A 16583-nucleotide genomic window follows, 5' to 3' on the forward strand; every position below is an offset into this window, starting at 1 on the left:
TAATATTTTTTTGGAAATATGTGTTATTTTTGACGCTCAGAGGACAACTTCATCATACCATAGTTCAGCAACGCCCACTCTTCTAATCACAAATAACCAATAACCAATAACTAATAATTATGGCATTCGCCAAATCTTAATAGTGCGATCGGGACTGCCGCTCACAAAAGTCTTGCTATCTCTGGCAATAGCAACAGAACTCACAAACTGACTGTGACCAGAAAGAGTGCTTCTTTCTTTTCCCGTCTTCAAATCCCAAACTATAATATCTCCGCCCCCGCTAATCAAAGTGCGACTGTCCGGGCTAAAGGCGATCGTCCTCACCGAACTCGAATGCCCTTTAAAAGTGCGGGTGCGCTTCCCGTCTTGGACGTTCGACAAGCGGATCGTATTGTCGGTGCTAGCGCTAGCCACAATTTTCCCGTTTGGGCTAAAAGCCACAGCATTAACCGCGCCCCCGTGACCTGTGATAATTCTTCTGACTTCTCCGGTGCCGAGATTCCACAAACGCACAGTCTTGTCATCGCTGCCGCTAGCCAGAGTTTTACCGTCCCGGCTCAAAGCGATCGCGTTTACTCCTCCGGTGTGGCCGCTCAAAGTCCGCAACCTGCTGCCGGTTTTGACATCCCACAAGCGAATAGTTTTGTCATCGCTGCCGCTAGCGAGAGTTTGACCGTCCCTGCTAAAAGCGATGGCGTTGACGGCGGCTTTGTGAGCGGGAATCGTCCGCATCCGCCGCCCCGTCTTCAAATCCCAGAGAATCACATTCTTGTCGCCGCCGCTGGCCAAAATCGAGCTGTCCGGGCTCACCGCCAGCGTGTTAACAGATGTTTTAGAAGGCACCGACTTGAGAGGCGGCACCAGGAGGCGTCCCGTCCTCACATTCCAAATTTTAATCGTCCCAATGCTGGCGCTGACCAAAGTTTGACCGTCGGGGGACAGGGCGATCGCATTTACACTCCCTTTATTATCCAAACTTCTTTGCAAAAACTGACTGCTAGGTAAACTAGAAAGCAGCCACACCGGGTTTGCCGGAAACACCCCGTAACGCAGCGAACCGTATATTTGAGACGCGCCAATACCCAGCATCAAAACAGCCGTGCCCGCCAGCAACTTCTGTTTCCAATCAAAAACATCTTTCTCGGTCTTGTTCAATCCCGAATTCAGAGGTCTGAGGCGGTTTACAGAAGTCTGCTTTTTCGCCCCAGCCTCCCCGGCAGTTGCGCGAATTTTAGTTTGCCCCGTCGTCGGCAACTGAGTCGGCAACTGGCTTTCCGCGCCATCGAGATTAATTTCCTCCAAGCACTGCAAAACCATCTGCGGACTTTGAGGTCGATTTCCCGGAAAAGGCGCCATCAGATAATCGATTACATTAGCCACTGCGTCGGAAACCTGAGGAGCTCCTTTGCGCCACATTAATCTGCCCGTGCGCGGGTTCTCTGGAAAGGCAGTCGGCGGCTTTCCAGTCAGCAAATAAACAAAAGTGCGCCCCAGAGCAAAAAAATCCGATTGCGGAACAGCCTTGCCATTAGTTTGTTCGGGCGGCGTGTAGCCGGGGGAAACAATACCAGTCACATTTTGCCCCTGACCCACCTTAGCGAAATAAGTCGCCGACACTTCCCGAGCAGTCCCGAAGTCAATCAGCACTAACTGCCCGTTTGGCTTGCACATAATATTGTGCGGCTTGATATCCCGATGGAAATAGTTGAGGCGGTGAACTTGGTCTAAAATTTCCGACAGTTGTTTGAGCCAGTTCACAGCTTGTTCTTGACTGATGGGGCGGCCCCGATGTTTCAGCCAGTCTTGCAAATTGGCCCCAGCAATTTTCTCCATCACCAGACAGTGAAAAGACTCTGTGCTGTTAGCGGGTGTAAATGTAAAATAACCGTCGCGATCGACTTTTGGAATACCTGGATGTCTGAGCCTGACCAATACGTCGGCTTCTTGCTTAAACAGTTCTACAGCTTTGGGATGTTCTTTGAGCAGGACTTTGAGCACTCTTCGGGCGCCGTTGTCGTCCACTTCAAATGTTCTGCCAAAGCCGCCGCCTCCGAGAGGCGCGACTAGCCGATATCGACCTTGCAACAAAAGTTCAGACCCGCAGTGGATACACACGGATTTGCCAGAGTTGGCTGGATCGGAAGGATTCGGGCATTTGGGATTGAGGCAATAACTCACAGAAGCCACATAACCCTGATTGAGGTTGCTCTATCAAGTTTTACTTTGACACTGCTATACAAAACTTGGCTAAGCTTATTTAAGCTTTACCATTCAACTAGAAGTATATCTAGAGGGTCTGATTCCTGCTTCTGCCAAGAGAGTCGGCTCTTACTTGTCCACAGGCGTAAATTCGGGTGGAGCAGCACCCTATTTTTGAAGTCTATACAACTATTTATTATTGTGGAAGCTTTTAGCCATTGTTTAACCATTATTTTCAACCAATTTAACGAATCGTGGTATCCCGTTCGACCTTTTTATAGGCTGGTTAGTTTTAAATCGACCGTCGTTTACGGCTACAGAAAACTTGGCTAAACTTATTTAAGCCTCACCATTCAATCAGAATTACTTCTGAAGGGTTTGTTTCCTGCTTCACCCAAGGGAGTCGGCTCTTTCTTGTCCACAGGCGTCAATTCGGATGTAGCCCACCCTAATTGAATTAATTTTAGTTGAAGCTTTTAGCCGTGAGTCATCCACTATTTTCAACCTATTTAACGAAACGCGGGCTCCCGTTCGACCTTGTGACAGGCTGGTCAGTTTTGACTTGCACGCTCGGTTTACTCTCCCAGATTATTAAGCCTTTTTTTCGGCATTGATTTAATCATACTGCCCAGAATGTTAATCAGTCAAGTTAAGTATGACTAACTTTGGTGAACTTTTTGGCTATTTAGTCCAACTCAATTGTCAACTTATGACGATCGTAGCACACCCAGTAAAAGACTCATGAGTACCCTTGATTTAAATCTTGCAGCGTCTATGAAGTCAAGGGAGGTTTTAGTCTCGCTTGACTTCAGCATCCCGTGTTTTTTTATAACCGGGGGCACTGCGATCTAACGATCGGGTTGAGGCCAAAGCTTTTGTTGTTTGTCATAGCCGATCGAGGTCACAAATCCCTGATGAGAGCACATAATGTACAAACACACCAGAACTAATAACGAGAGAGCAGCTACATTTCAATTGTACGATCGCAACCACCACTCTCGAAGAAAGAAGTGAGAGTAGGCGACTGGGAGAGTGGGCGAGTGAAAAAATCTGCCTTCTTCTTGATTCCCTCTTCCCTCTCCTTCAGCAGAAGAAAGCCTTTTAAACAAGTCCCTCAATTACCGGATGGAAGTAGAACGCCAGCGCCAAAACCGTATAAGCTGCCAACAGCAAAGTACCTTCTAGCCAGTTAGAGTTGCCGTCAGAACTGATAGAATTGGCGATTAGCACCGACACAGCAACCGCTACAAGTTCAAACGGGTTGAAGTTCAAGTCCATCGGTTTGCCCAAGACAAAACCTGCCAAAACCAACACCGGGGCCACAAACAAAGCAATTTGCAAACTCGAACCCACGGCCACAGAAACCGACAAATCCATTTTATTTTTCATCGCCACCGTCACCGCCGTCGTATGTTCGGCAGCATTGCCAATAATCGGCACTAAAATCACCCCGGTAAACAGTGATGTCAGCCCCAAACGCGCCGTCGCTTCTTCCAGAGTACCCACCAACAGTTCCGACTCGACAGCTACCATCAGGGTACAGGCCAACAGCACCCCAATCCACAGCGGCAGATTGACTTTGTGGTCAGGACTGTCTGGTGCTAAGTTACTTTCGGCTAATTCTTCAAGCATTTCTATTTCTGCTACCCCTGCATCGTACAGATAACTGTGGGTTTTCATCGAAAACAGCAGCGTGAGCACGTAGACAACAATCAGCACTACAGCAACAGCGCTAGAGAGGTTCTGCATAGTTGCCGGAGGGATGCCAATAGAGGTGGCATTAACAGCAGTTGGCACCAAAATGGCAATCACGGCTAAGTTCATCGCTGAAGCATTCAATCGGGCGACTGTCGGCTGAAAATCTTGTTCTTTGTAGCGCAAGCCCCCCAGCAGCATCGCCAATCCCATCACCAGCAGCAGGTTGCTCATAATTGAACCGGTGATGCTGGCCTTGACAACATCTATTAGTCCGGCGTTGAGGGCGACGATGCCGATAATCAGTTCCGTGGCATTTCCGAAGGTAGCGTTCAGCAAACCCCCCAAGTTGGCACCGAGGACGACGGCGATTTCTTCGGTTGCCGTCCCCATCCACGCGGCTAGGGGGATGATGGCTAAAGCCGAGGTGATGAAAATTGTGGAGGATTCCCAGCCGAGAAAGTGTCCGGCGATGGAAACCGGGATAAATAACAGCAGACTGGAAATTATTGTATTTGTGTTTAGCATTTAAATTCTCAAAAGCTGCCAACCGTCAATCATAACCTGCGGGAAAATTTTAAAGATGGGTTGGGTTAGGGAATTGGGGGTGCTTCAATGCTGGGGGGCGATCGCCCGCTGGGGGGGCGATCGCTATTTGTTACGGACTGTGTGATGTCAACGCCTGGTTAAAAATTCATTTTAAAACCACCCTATAGAATCCCGATGCTCCACAAACAAAGTCCGCCTCCGCCGACTAAAATAACTCTTAGACAACAACAAAAATGGAACTAAAACTATAAAGTCCGGCTCCGCCGACTAAAATACCTCTTAGAGAACAACAAAAATGGAACTAAAACTCTCTGGTAAAATTTCACTGGTAAGCGGCTCAACTGCCGGAATCGGGTTGGCAATTGCTACAGAACTCGCCAAAGAAGGTGCAACTGTTATCGTTAACGGACGGACTCAAGAACGGGTAAAAAGGGCGATCGACCAAATCAAAGAAATTGCTCCAAATGCCAAACTTCAAGGTGTCGCTGCCGATTTGGGAACGGCAACGGGAGCCGGCGAATTATTTCACCAAGTCCCGGAAGTTGACATTTTGATAAACAATTTAGGAATTTATGGCGCTAAAGCATTTGAGGATATTTCCGATGGCGAATGGATGAATATTCTAGAAGTAAACGTCATGAGCGGGGTGCGGCTGGCTCGACAATATTTGCCATTAATGCTGACAAAGAACTGGGGGCGGATTATTTTCATCTCTAGCGAATCGGCGCTCAACATTCCAGCAGAAATGATTCACTACGGAGTTACGAAAACGGCGCAGCTTTCTCTCGCGCGCGGTTTGGCAGAGACTACTGTTGGCACCAATGTGACTGTTAATTCTGTGCTGGCGGGACCGACGCGATCGGAAGGAGTAGAAGAGTTCATTCAAGGATTGGCAGAAAACCAAAAGGTGACTCGCGAACAAGTGGAGAAAGAGTTCTTTGAAAAGACTCGCCCTTCTTCGCTGATTCAGCGTTTTGCGGAGACTTCGGAGGTGGCTGCACTTGTCGCATTTATTGCCAGTCCGGTATCATCTGCTATAAACGGGGCTGCTTTGCGAGTGGATGGCGGTGTTGTGCGATCGATCGTTTAGCCGGATTTGTAAGATCGCGATCGTAAATCAGAACACCTTATTTTCTAGGACTAATGCCAATCTCCCTAAAGAGATAAATCTCTCTAAGGATGCTGTTAAGTGTCGATTTGAAGCAGGAAAATATTAGTAAAACTGCTTAGAGGAGTCGAGCGCCACCCATGAAAAAAGCTTTACTCGCCAGTCTGCTGCTGGTGCTAGCTGGCTGTAGTCAGTCGTCCTCCCATCATAAGTTGGTCAAAACGCTGAAAACGGTTGAATCTTGGACAGCGACAGCTCGTATGGTGGGAGAGACTTGGCAACAGGGTAGCATTCCCGACCTCTACGCTCAACAGACATTGGAAAAGAGCCAGCAGGAAATTGCCAAGGAAACCAAAGATTTGACTGACTCTCCTACTTTGCCAAGACAGATATACCAGTTACAGCAAACGCTTCAGCAGATGACAACGGCCGTCAAGCAGCACCGCAAAGCCGCGATCGCCACACCTCTAGCGCAGCTTGCAACTGAACAACAGCAGCTTGAAGCATTGCTCAAAGCGCAGGGAGACCGGTCATGAACAAGATTCGGGAAATTGCTTTGGGTATTGTCACCAGTATTGGCGGATTCCTAGATGTGGGAGCGATCGCCACAGCCGCAGAAGCAGGCTCTAGCTTCGAGTTTCAGTTGATTTGGACGATCGTTCTAGGCACGATTTGTGTCATCGCTTTAGTCGAAATGTCAGGTCGCCTCGCGGCAGTCAGCAAACACACTTTGGCAGATGCCGTTCGCGAACGATTGGGCTTCAATTTCTTCATATTCCCGTTGATTGCCGAGGTCATCGTCGATTTTTTAGTGCTGGGTGCTGAAATTGGCGGCGTCTGTATTGCGCTGCAACTGGTAACAGGCATTAGCTTTCAATGGTGGGCGCTACCAGTTGCCTTTGCAATCTGGCTGTTGCTTTGGAAGGGAACTTTTGGCTTGATTGAAAACGGCATTTCCTTCCTAGGACTGATTACACTGGCGTTTGTGGTGGCAACGTTCAAGCTTCGTCCAGCATTACCTGCGGTTGCTGAAGGACTTTTGCCAACCGTACCCCAACAAGACACCGCCCATTATCTGTTTATTGCCGTCAGCATCCTCGGCGCATTAATTAGTCCCTATTTGTTTTACTTCTACTCCTCGGGTGCGGTTGAAGATAAATGGGATCGATCGCATCTCGGTGTAAATCGTGCAGTTGCTGGGCTAGGCATGGGGTTTGGTAGCCTCGTCTCGCTGGGAGTGCTGATTGTGGCGGCACAGGTATTGCACCCGCGAGGAATTCAAGTAGACAGCTACGAACAAGCAGCTTTGATGTTGACCCAACCTTTCGGATATTGGGGATTTGTGCTGTTTGCTGCATCGCTGGGCGTTGCTTGTTTTGGAGCGGCTTTGGAAGTTAGCTTAGACACGGCTTATATTCTGGCGCAGGCTTTTGGTTGGAACTGGGGTGAAAGTTTGCATCCCAAAGAGGCAGCCCGTTTCAGCTTTGTTTACACAGTGTTTGTATTTCTGGCATCGCTGCTGATGGTTGTGGGAATCGATCCGTTGCAACTGACCTTATTTTCAATGGCATTGACTGCGGTAATTTTACCGGTGACGATTATCCCGTTCTTGGTCTTGATGAACGATCGCGAGTATGTGGGCGACCATTGCAACGGCTGGATCAGTAACAGTATCACCATTTTCACAATGGTTCTGGCTTTTGTGCTAGCGATCGTCGCCATTCCATTAGAAGTGCTTGGAGGTTGATATGGATGTAATTCGAGATGTCCTAGATAATCAGATTGTCGATCGCAACCAACGCAAGATGGGCAAGGTCGATGGCATTGTTGTAGAACTCGTAGAGGGACAGCCGCCGCGACTGGCCTATCTTGAAACAGGAGTCACCACCTTAGCGCATCGACTTCATCCCCGTTGGGCGCGTTGGGTTGCCGCGATTGCCAGCAAGTGGGGCGCTAAACACACCGAACCGTTTCGCATTGCTTGGTCGAAGGTGCGAAACATCGGCATTGATGTGGAAGTGGATCTCGATGCCGAACAAACTCCCGCATTAGCCTACGAAGTCTGGCTGCGCGATCGCGTGATTAAACACATTCCAGGAGGAAGTTGATGGCAAGTCGCGAACTACACTTAGAACTGCTGCTGGGTAAATGCGTATTTGATTCAACGGGCAATCGCGTTGGACGCATTGAAGAGGTGCGTGCTCAGCAGCAAGGCGACGATTGGGTAATTGTAGAATATTTGGTGGGCATACCGGCGATCGTCGAGCGTTTGTCTGCCTGGAATTTAGGCGCAGGTTTGCTGCATCTTTTGGGTGCCCGCAATCTACATAAGGGATATCGTATTCCCTGGGAGCAACTCGATTTATTAGATCCAGAGCATCCCCGCTTAATTTGCACGATCGATGCGCTCAAAGAGATTTCCCAACAGTTAGAAAGAGATGCCCACTAGCCATAAATTTTTATGGTCAGTGTGGAGGCATTTGCGATAGATTTGAGGTTTAGCCTGCAATTTATCGGTTAGACAGCGGTTTGAATGTTTTCTGTGGCGGGCGAGGCATCATATCACTATCGATATAATGTTTGGTTGCCGATAGAAGTTACGGGTTTGTCCAAAGATTCTGTAGTAAATGTATCTCAATTTGTTACCGTTAATAAAACATTTTAGTCTAACAAATACTGTCTTTACCAGAATATTTTTCAGCAGAAGTGTATGAATAGTTGCGGGCAGTGCTTTATCTCTTAGGATGGAAATTAAACTGGAAATACATTACAAAGCAATGGGGAATGGCAATGAGGCAAGTTGTAATTGTAGGATCGGGGCCAACTGGTGCGGCACTTGCCTTGCTGCTGGTGAAACGAGGTATTGCCACAACCTTGGTTGAGGCGGCAAAAGATTCCTACCGAGTGTTTCGCGGTGAAGGGTTAATGCCCAGCGGATTGGATGCGATCGCCCAAATGGGCTTATCCAGTATGCTAGAAGGTGTTCCCCACCGACAAATTGATGCCTGGGAGTTCGTTGTGGGCGATCGGCAACTATTTCGAGTTGATGAGCCAATGGGGTCAAATCGACCTTGTACGCTGGTATCGCAACCGCCTTTGCTAGAAACACTAATTTCAGAAGCTCAATTGCATCCTGAATTTGAATTTATCTCAGGTGTTCCCGTAAAAGATTTACTGTACAGCAACGATCGCATTGCGGGCGTAAAACTAGCAGATGGACGAGAGATTCCTGCTGCACTTGTGATTGGCACAGATGGTAGAAACTCGGTTGTACGACAGCGTGCAGAATTAGAGTTAGTAAAACAGCAGAATAGTATAGATGTTCTGTGGTTTAAACTTGCCGCTCATCCTCGGTTTGTGGCGGATAATGTATTTTATTCCATCCTGAATGGCGGTAGCGGATTCAGTGTCTTTCATGGGGCAGAATCAGGAAAGCTTCATCTGGCTTGGGTGCTATCTGCAGATGACAAAACTGATCGGAAAGACACAGACTGGGCAGAAACTTTCGCATCGCTATCTCCTGGGTGGATGGCAGAACATTTCCGCAACAGTGCCGATACGGTCGAATCTCCGATGCGATTATCTGTTGTGGTTGGTCGCTGTCCGCGCTGGTACCGACCAGGAATACTACTTTTGGGGGATGCGGCACATCCCATGTCTCCGGTTCGCGCTCAAGGAATTAACATGGCGTTCCGCGATGTAATTGTTGCCGCCAATCACCTTGTACCTTTATTGAAAGCAGGGGCTAATTGCGAGGATATTGACTTAGCATTATCGCGGATTCAGGCAGAACGGGAACCGGAAATTATTCGCGCCCAACAACTTCAAGCACAAGAAGCGTGGAAAGGCGAACAACTGCGAAAAAATGGATTAGTGCGTTTATTGATGATGCAAGCTGCTCCGTTTTTGGGTGAAAAAATTAAACAATTTTGGGTAAAAGGACAGTATGAATTGCGTCAAGGAGTAACAGATGTAAAATTGGTTGTGTAAAATGAGGAAATTGAAACCTGACTTACCCGTCCCAACCAAAGAAACCGGGTTTTTACCTTTTCTGCGATGCTCTAATATCAATTCCGGTTGTATCGGAATGATTAAACCACAGAGGGCACAGAGGACACAGAGAAAGAGAAGAGAGAGATAATAATTCCGATGTTAACGGATTTGATATAACCGAGTATTTTTGCGAAAAATCCGGTTTCTGACTACCCGTCCGTCTAGGACTATAAAACTTAGGAGAAGATTTTATGCGATCGACAGCTATCAAAGGACCGATCGGCAATATTCACATCATCGAAGCCAGCCCCCCTGTCACCGCTGGGGAGTCGGAAGCGCTGCCGGTGCTGTTCGTGCACGGTATGACGGTTTCTGCGAGCATCTGGGAGGCGCAGCTTGCTCATGTAGCGCGTACCCGACGCGCGATCGCCCTTGATATGCGGGGACACGGCGATTCTGCACCGCCGGAGGACGGCAACTATGCGCCCGCCTCCTGTGCAGCGGATGTTTTGGCGGTACTGGATGGGCTGGGACTCGATCGAGTGGCGATCGTCGGGCACAGTTTCGGTGCTTGTATTGCCCTCGCCACAGCAGCCGCCACACCGCACCGCATCGCGCAGTTGATTCTGGCAGACCCACCTGGAGATTTTACCAAGGTGCCTGCAGAAGTGCACGAGGAACGCATCGTCCCCTACCAGAGGGCTCTGGAGACGGATGATTGGCGGGCTGCTGTGGAAACCAGCTTCAATGAGGCGCTGACAGGAAGCAGGGCCCAGACGCGCGATCGGGTTCTCGCTTGGTTGGCGGCGACTCCACAGGATTGTCTGTCTGGAATGTCTCGCGGGATGTTTGCCTTTGAAGCTGTTGATGCTCTCGATCGCTACCTAGCAGCCCCTGGAACACGAGCCCACGCCATTATTGCTCCCTCAAACACTTTTCCCTTCAGCCTCCACATCCTCCGTCCCACACTGACGACAACTACGATCCCCGACACCGGACACTGGCTGATGCTGGATGCACCAGAGGCCTTTGCTAGGGAACTTGATATCTGTTTGGAAGGTGTTTAATATATATAGCAATCCTAAATCATTTGTGAATCTCTTACCATTAAACTGAGCCAGGTATCTCTTAAAATTGTTTGAAGTTAACATAATTAGGTTTCTGCTTCCCTTAATTAATTTATTGATTTAAGGCAAATTCCCCACTCAACTCTAGTAAAAAATCGCGGCTGCGATCGATTAAAGCTTTCTCTAATTCTCGCTATTGCGCTTCTTTGCCTAAAAAGTACTGCCCGCACTTGATATTGCACAATACCTTCCTTAAGTTCTCGCAAAAAATCATGATAATCTTCAGCAATTGACGAACTATCCGCCAGAACTCACCCTCGGCAGATTTTCCGGAATCATCGCCTCTAACTTGGCACTCTCGGCAAATTGCCTCTCCAACTTCGCCGTCAAATGCAGCATCTTCTCGTCCAAACCCTCCTCCTCCTGCTCCTCCTTCCCCTCCGCCCTCACATACCTCTCAGGAGTTAAAACCTAACACTTACCGTTTTGCTTTTTTGTTGCCTTTTGACTCCGCACAAGTGTTACAACTCTTCTGGAAAGTACATTTGCAGCAAATCTCCCCCGCCCTAACCCAACCGGCCTAACTTCTCCAGAACTTAGGTAAAAAGCACCTAAAGTATGATGCGAAACTCAGGCAAAACTCTTATTCTATAAATCGATCGGGCATTAAACCGATATCCACAACCGCCAAGATTTATTGCCAAAAATTAAATCTTTCCGGCGAAAACTTGCTATTTACTGAATAAGACTTTAAAATCCAGCTATGTAAATCAAAATCTCAATGAGCAGCCCTGCAAGCACGAACCCGAAATGGGTCGCAAGTGCCAAAAAGCAGCAAAAGCTACCTTTTTTAAGTCTTTCAACAGCAAAGCATTGGCAGAAAAACCCAGGGATCGACGGTTGGCATCTTGGAACGAATGCTTTGCTCGCAATACTACAAATGTATCAAAACTTGTCAGCCAAATTTAGCCCTAACAGATGCCTAGCTGTAACTCTTGCTGCGTAAGGTTTCAGTTTGTTATTAGGCTGGTTTTATTGTCTTTAACTACTTGAGGATTCGATCGCATGGTTTCGATTTCTACAACTCAATCTGATGTGGTACCTTTGTCTTCGCCAACCGTAACTGCTGCAACCCAAAGCAGTGCGGCGGCTGCAACTGGGGTGTGCGTGACGGTTCACGGTCACTTTTACCAGCCGCCCCGGGAAAACCCTTACCTGGACGCGATCGAACGCCAAGCCAGCGCCTCTCCCGCCCACGACTGGAACGAACGGATTGACATCGAGTGCTACCGCCCCAACGCCTTTGCCCGCATACTCAACGATCGCGGGGAAGTCACGGGGATCGTTAACAACTACGAGTACATGAGCTTCAACATCGGGCCGACCCTGATGAGCTGGCTCGAACGCTACGACGCGGAAGTCTACCAGCGGATTCTGGAGGCAGATCGCAAAAGCTGTCAGCGCCTCAACGGTCACGGCAACGCGATCGCCCAAGTATACAATCACATCATCATGCCGCTGGCTAACGAGCGAGACAAATACACCCAAATTCGCTGGGGGATCGCAGATTTTCGCTCCCGGTTCGGTCGCGAGCCCGAAGGAATGTGGCTCGCCGAAACCGCCGTAGACTACGCCACCCTCGAAGTTTTAGTCGCTGAAGGCATCCGCTTCATTGTCTTAGCCCCCTCCCAAGCCGAACGCTGCCGCCCGCTAATCGGGCAAAACCACGAAGGAGAACCAGCGGAAAATTCCGAATGGCACGAAGTCGGCGGCGGTCAAATCGATCCGACTCGCCCGTACCGCTGCTATTTGAAACCAGAAATGCGGTTAATGGCTGACCACCAACTCTCGCCACTGAGCTCTCACCATTTTGGCCGCAGACACTTCCAAAATTCCGAAGCCCCACCTGCCAACACTCCCTACATTGATATCTTTTTTTACGACGGCCCCATCTCGCGGGATATGGGCTTCAATGACGTTCTCAGCAGCAGCCACCACTTGGCAGGCCGGTTGGGTCAAGCAGTACGGGGAGACCACCGACCGGCTCAATTAATCTGCGTGGCGACGGACGGCGAAACTTTCGGCCACCACAAAAACGGTACCGAAAAATGCCTCGCCTACGCCTTCACAGAAGAGTTCCCCCGCCGAGGCTGGACGGTGACGAATTTTGCTCATTATTTAAGTCAAAATCCGAGCGCTTGGGAAGTTGAACTCAAACCCGTAACGGCCTGGAGTTGCTCTCACGGGGTCGATCGCTGGCAAGATGATTGCGGCTGCGGTGGCGGCGGCGAGTGGAACCAAAAATGGCGCCGCCCTCTCCGGGATACTCTCAATTGGCTGCGCGATCGACTGATTCCGATTTACGAAGAAGCGGGGCGCAAGCTGTTGTGCGATCCCTGGAAAGCCAGAGATGAATATATTGAGGTCATCCGCGATCGATCGCCGACTAATGTTGACAGTTTCCTCGAACGCCATCAAGTGCGCCCCCTCGATGCCTCCGAACAGGTGGACGCCCTGCGACTGCTGGAAATGCAGCGCCACACCCTGTTAATGTTCACTAGCTGCGGCTGGTTTTTTGAAGAAATCTCCCGGCCAGAAGGCGTGCAAATTCTGCGCTACGCGGCCCGGGCGCTGGAATTGGCGGGCGAAGTTACCGGCGTGCAGCTAGAAAAGGATTTTGTCGATCGACTAGCCCTCGTACCCAGCAACGTTTACTGTTTCACAACAGGGGCCGAAGTTTACCGCCAACTGGTGGTGACAGCCCAAATTAGTCTCCGACAAGTGGCCGCCCACTACGCGATCAGTTCTCTGTTTGCCAAATATCCCCGCGAACAGCGAGTTTACTGCTATCAGGCCGACCAGCAAGATTTCCAAATTCAGCGCATGGGATCGATGACTCTGGCAGTGGGTCAATTGCAGTTAACCTCGGAAATTACGCGGGAAACAGAGATTTTTGTGTTTGCTGCGCTGCACCTCGGCGGCTGGGACTTCCACTGCTGCATTCAGCCTTTTGGCAGCCGCCGGTCTTACACTATGCTCAAAGAGCGGTTGTTTGGAGTTATGCAAGAAGCTTCGGCAGCCCACGCGATTCTGGAAATGGTGCGGCTGTTTGGGGATCAGTCCTTTAGCTTGCGGGATTTATTCGCTGAGGAACGCCACCGGATCGTCCAGTTGCTGAGTCAGGAAAATTTGACTCGGTTGGATCAGCTTTACACTCAGGTTTACCGCGAAAATTACGGGGTGATGATGGCGTTCCACCGAGACGAGTTGCCGGTGCCGGTAGAGTTGCAGGTAGCTGCTGAGGTGGCTTTGGGACACCGCTGTTTGACGGCGGCCAAGGCCCTGGAAGTGGAAACGGAGGATCTGGAACCGCTGCTGGCCGAAATTGAGGCGATCGCCACTGAAAGCGGCCATCTCCGCTGTCGGTTGAACGTTCCCGAAGTCAAGGAAATTTTGGAAAAGCTGGTTTGGCGATCGCTAGACGCGCTGCTGCAAGCAGGATCGGGTGTGGAGAATCGCTCGCCTGTCGAGTTAGAATCTGAGATCCGCACGATCGAACGTTTGATTGCGGTGGGCGATCGGCTGAGTCTGGGTTTGTGTTTGGACAAATCGCAGGAACTGTATTTCGATTCTCTGTACAGTCAAATTGTGCCTCTGTGTTTGGGCTGGCTGCAACGGCAAGATGCCTCGGCGGGCGAAACTGCGGGGGCTGCTGTTGCCTTGGAGATTGCACGTTCAGGCGGCGGCTGGGAGTTGTCTTCGATCCGGCAGTTGCTGGAGTTGGGTCAAACCTTGGCTGTTGATGTTGAGTGCTGGTTAAATCAGTTAAGTTAACAGTTTCCCGATTAGCCTGCGTCTATTCCCGCCCATGAGAATCCGCCCGATCGAGCTTTAAAAGCCGATCGGGCCTGCGGGTTCAACCGAGAATGGATCGACATTTTGGCTGACGTGGATCGCGGCTGGGGATCGAAGCACCGACAGGGAACCGCCAACTTTGTTTAAGTTTTCGCTCTACTTGTGGGAAGATAAGAAAACTGTCGGCAAAGCCTACAAGTGTTAAGCACCCGTAGGCTTTGCAGAGTTTTGAAGAGAGAACACTAAATATAAGTCTATGAAAGTTGGCGATCGCGTTTGCATTAAAAACTCTGTTGTTGTCTACCACCATCCTGAAAATCGCAGTCAACCATTTGATATTAAGGGTATGGAAGGAGAAGTCGTGGCGATCGTTCACGAATGGCACGGCCGACCTGTCAGTGCTAATTGGCCGATTCTAGTACAATTTGACAAAAAATTTCGAGCTCACCTGAAAGAGGATGAGGTCGAATTGATATCTTCGGAAGTCTAGCTGTCTCAAAATTTGAAGCCGGAGCCCAAAGACAATATCAAATCCGGTCAGTCGATTTTAGATTTTAGATTTTAGATTTACTCCACAGATGAATCTGGAAGCTTGAACTAGGGTCTAAAATTTTCCGCCGATAGCGACTCCTGTCGGAAAGCAAGTATTCGTTTTTGGGCGGGAGTCATATAGCTGTTGTACAGTTTGTAGTGAGGACTTCAGTTTTTTCTGTAGCTTTTAGTCGATCGGCAGGGCTAAACTCCTTACTACAAACCATCTTTTTTATTTAACCCTTAATTTTTCGACCGCCCGCGGCTAAACCAACCTAAAATATTCCAATCTCCCTGCATTTTCTGCAATTCCTGCTGATGCTGCTTGGCTGTAGCGTAATACCACTGGCAGTGAAGTTCTAGTTCTTGACGGTACTTAATTTCGTCGTAAAACTCGCGGACAATTTGGTGTCTCTGAAAAATTTCGGCCGCGGGAGTCGGTTCTGGGGCAATGTTTTGCAACTCGTGGGGCAGCATGATTGTTTGGGGGCGACGGTGGCTAATATTGGCTGTATTGACTTTAAGCTAGCACACTGAATCAATTTTGGATTTGGGAAGTGACTTAACAGTTGAGACTACTTAAATTCTTCCACCCAAAATCCCAAATCTAAAATTATGTTAAAGCCATCCCCGCAGGCGATAAACGATGATGCCGATGTATTCTTTCAAAGCTTTAGTTGACTGGTTTAACTCATAGGTATCCGGCAATAAATTCAAGGCGACTGCTTGCCAATTTCTTTCGGATGCTGCGATATCCTGCTGGGTTATCTGAAAGTCTGTTGGCGCTGCAATTGCTTTTATTCCCTGACGCTGGAAAATTAAGAGCGATCGAGTCATGTGCATCGCCGATGTCACTAGCAAAACCGGCCCTTTTATGCCTTTAGCATCTAAAATTTTCCGCACGTTGACAGCATTTTGATAAGTGTTATTTGAATCGGGGTCTTGCAGAATTGCTGATGCCGGTACACCCATTGTTTGGGCAATTTCTGCCATGTCTGCCGATTCTGGAGCCCCGCCGCCTTTCCAATCTACTCTACCGCCGCTGAGAATTAGCAGGGAAGCTTTGCCTTGCCGGTAAAGTCGGGAACCGTAGATTATTCGATCGCCCGCTTCCGCTAATTCTACCCAAGGACGGGGAGGTAAAGCTGCTTTGACACCGCCGCCCAAGACGATTATCGCTTCAGCTTGTGGGAGTTCGGCGGTTGGTAAGTTTTGCCATTCGAGCGCTCGAACTAACGATTTTGAAACCCAACCGCTACTTCCGAGGAGTAAAATAATTAGAGCCGCAGCAATTGGCACCGCCGCCCATTTGGGACGCTTCCAAAGTGTGATTAAAGCCGCCATCATTAACAGGCAACTCAACCCCAAAGGATAAATAAACAGCGGCAGGAGTTTCGATAGAAATACAAACATTAAGCAAGTAATTCAAATTGATCGTTAGCGGTAATGGGTAATGGGTAATGAGCGATCGTTAGTCGCTAATCTGTAATTAGTAATTTAAGTGGCGGGAGCAGGGTAAGCTCATCTAATTTAGTATAAATTGTACTTGACAAAAAGACAAATATAAAAACGTGGTATTTACGTAT

At 49.0% G+C, this 16583-nt stretch carries 14 protein-coding genes; 9 read left to right on the forward strand and 5 right to left on the reverse strand.

Translation table 11 applies throughout. The features are described 5' to 3' along the window. Window positions 1-117: 117 nt before the first annotated feature. Both QUA33_RS25495 and cax read right to left on the reverse strand, forming a co-directional pair. A complete protein-coding gene (locus QUA33_RS25495) occupies window positions 118-2187 on the reverse strand; it encodes a serine/threonine-protein kinase (protein ID WP_333152240.1) in 2070 nt (689 codons plus the stop codon). A 1113-nt stretch (window positions 2188-3300) separates the two neighbouring features. Then, entirely contained in the window at window positions 3301-4422 is a 1122-nt protein-coding gene (gene cax / locus QUA33_RS25500) for a calcium/proton exchanger (RefSeq protein ID WP_333040146.1), read from the reverse strand. Window positions 4423-4738: 316 nt separating this feature from the next. Between cax and QUA33_RS25505 the strand changes: the two genes are divergently transcribed. The 7 genes from QUA33_RS25505 to QUA33_RS25535 all read left to right on the forward strand — a co-directional run bounded on the left by QUA33_RS25505 (window position 4739) and on the right by QUA33_RS25535 (window position 10611). Further along, on the forward strand, window positions 4739-5533 hold the full coding sequence (locus tag QUA33_RS25505) for an SDR family oxidoreductase (protein WP_333152242.1): 795 nt from the start codon (window positions 4739-4741) through the stop codon (window positions 5531-5533). A 158-nt stretch (window positions 5534-5691) separates the two neighbouring features. Then, a complete protein-coding gene (locus tag QUA33_RS25510; RefSeq protein WP_333152243.1) occupies window positions 5692-6087 on the forward strand; it encodes a hypothetical protein in 396 nt (131 codons plus the stop codon). Continuing rightward, a complete protein-coding gene (locus QUA33_RS25515) occupies window positions 6084-7298 on the forward strand; it encodes a divalent metal cation transporter (RefSeq protein WP_333152246.1) in 1215 nt (404 codons plus the stop codon). The genes QUA33_RS25510 and QUA33_RS25515 overlap by 4 nt, the downstream gene beginning before the upstream one ends. A 1-nt stretch (window position 7299) precedes the next feature. Continuing rightward, complete coding sequence (locus QUA33_RS25520; protein WP_333152248.1) at window positions 7300-7659, forward strand: hypothetical protein; 360 nt, start codon at window positions 7300-7302, stop codon at window positions 7657-7659. Next, window positions 7659-8000, forward strand: a complete 342-nt coding sequence (locus QUA33_RS25525) for a hypothetical protein (RefSeq protein ID WP_333152250.1) — start codon at window positions 7659-7661, stop codon at window positions 7998-8000. Before QUA33_RS25520 ends, QUA33_RS25525 begins: the two co-directional genes overlap by 1 nt. 341 nt (window positions 8001-8341) lie before the next feature. Then, window positions 8342-9541 (forward strand): FAD-dependent monooxygenase, encoded by a 1200-nt coding sequence (locus QUA33_RS25530; protein WP_333152252.1) that lies wholly within the window; start codon window positions 8342-8344, stop codon window positions 9539-9541. Window positions 9542-9795: 254 nt separating this feature from the next. Beyond that, window positions 9796-10611 carry an alpha/beta hydrolase gene (locus QUA33_RS25535; RefSeq protein ID WP_333152255.1) on the forward strand — a complete coding sequence of 272 codons (816 nt, stop codon included), beginning with the start codon at window positions 9796-9798 and terminating at the stop codon, window positions 10609-10611. Between the two features lie 297 nt (window positions 10612-10908). Here QUA33_RS25535 and QUA33_RS25540 read toward each other — a convergent pair whose 3' ends face one another. Further along, a complete protein-coding gene (locus tag QUA33_RS25540) occupies window positions 10909-11061 on the reverse strand; it encodes a hypothetical protein (RefSeq protein WP_333152257.1) in 153 nt (50 codons plus the stop codon). Window positions 11062-11676: 615 nt separating this feature from the next. Here QUA33_RS25540 and QUA33_RS25545 point away from each other — a divergent pair. Both QUA33_RS25545 and QUA33_RS25550 read left to right on the forward strand, forming a co-directional pair. Then, window positions 11677-14445 (forward strand): DUF3536 domain-containing protein, encoded by a 2769-nt coding sequence (locus tag QUA33_RS25545; protein ID WP_333152259.1) that lies wholly within the window; start codon window positions 11677-11679, stop codon window positions 14443-14445. Between the two features lie 277 nt (window positions 14446-14722). After that, window positions 14723-14956, forward strand: a complete 234-nt coding sequence (locus QUA33_RS25550; RefSeq protein WP_006635793.1) for a ferredoxin-thioredoxin reductase variable chain — start codon at window positions 14723-14725, stop codon at window positions 14954-14956. 284 nt (window positions 14957-15240) lie between these two features. Here QUA33_RS25550 and QUA33_RS25555 read toward each other — a convergent pair whose 3' ends face one another. Both QUA33_RS25555 and QUA33_RS25560 read right to left on the reverse strand, forming a co-directional pair. Beyond that, window positions 15241-15474 carry a hypothetical protein gene (locus QUA33_RS25555; RefSeq protein ID WP_242722513.1) on the reverse strand — a complete coding sequence of 78 codons (234 nt, stop codon included), beginning with the start codon at window positions 15472-15474 and terminating at the stop codon, window positions 15241-15243. A 141-nt stretch (window positions 15475-15615) separates the two neighbouring features. After that, window positions 15616-16410, reverse strand: a complete 795-nt coding sequence (locus QUA33_RS25560; protein WP_333152261.1) for a YdcF family protein — start codon at window positions 16408-16410, stop codon at window positions 15616-15618. Window positions 16411-16583: the final 173 nt, after the last annotated feature.

It is taken from the genome of Microcoleus sp. Pol14D4 (assembly GCF_036701245.1).
In the GTDB taxonomy this organism is placed as follows: Bacteria; Cyanobacteriota; Cyanobacteriia; order Cyanobacteriales; family Microcoleaceae; genus Microcoleus.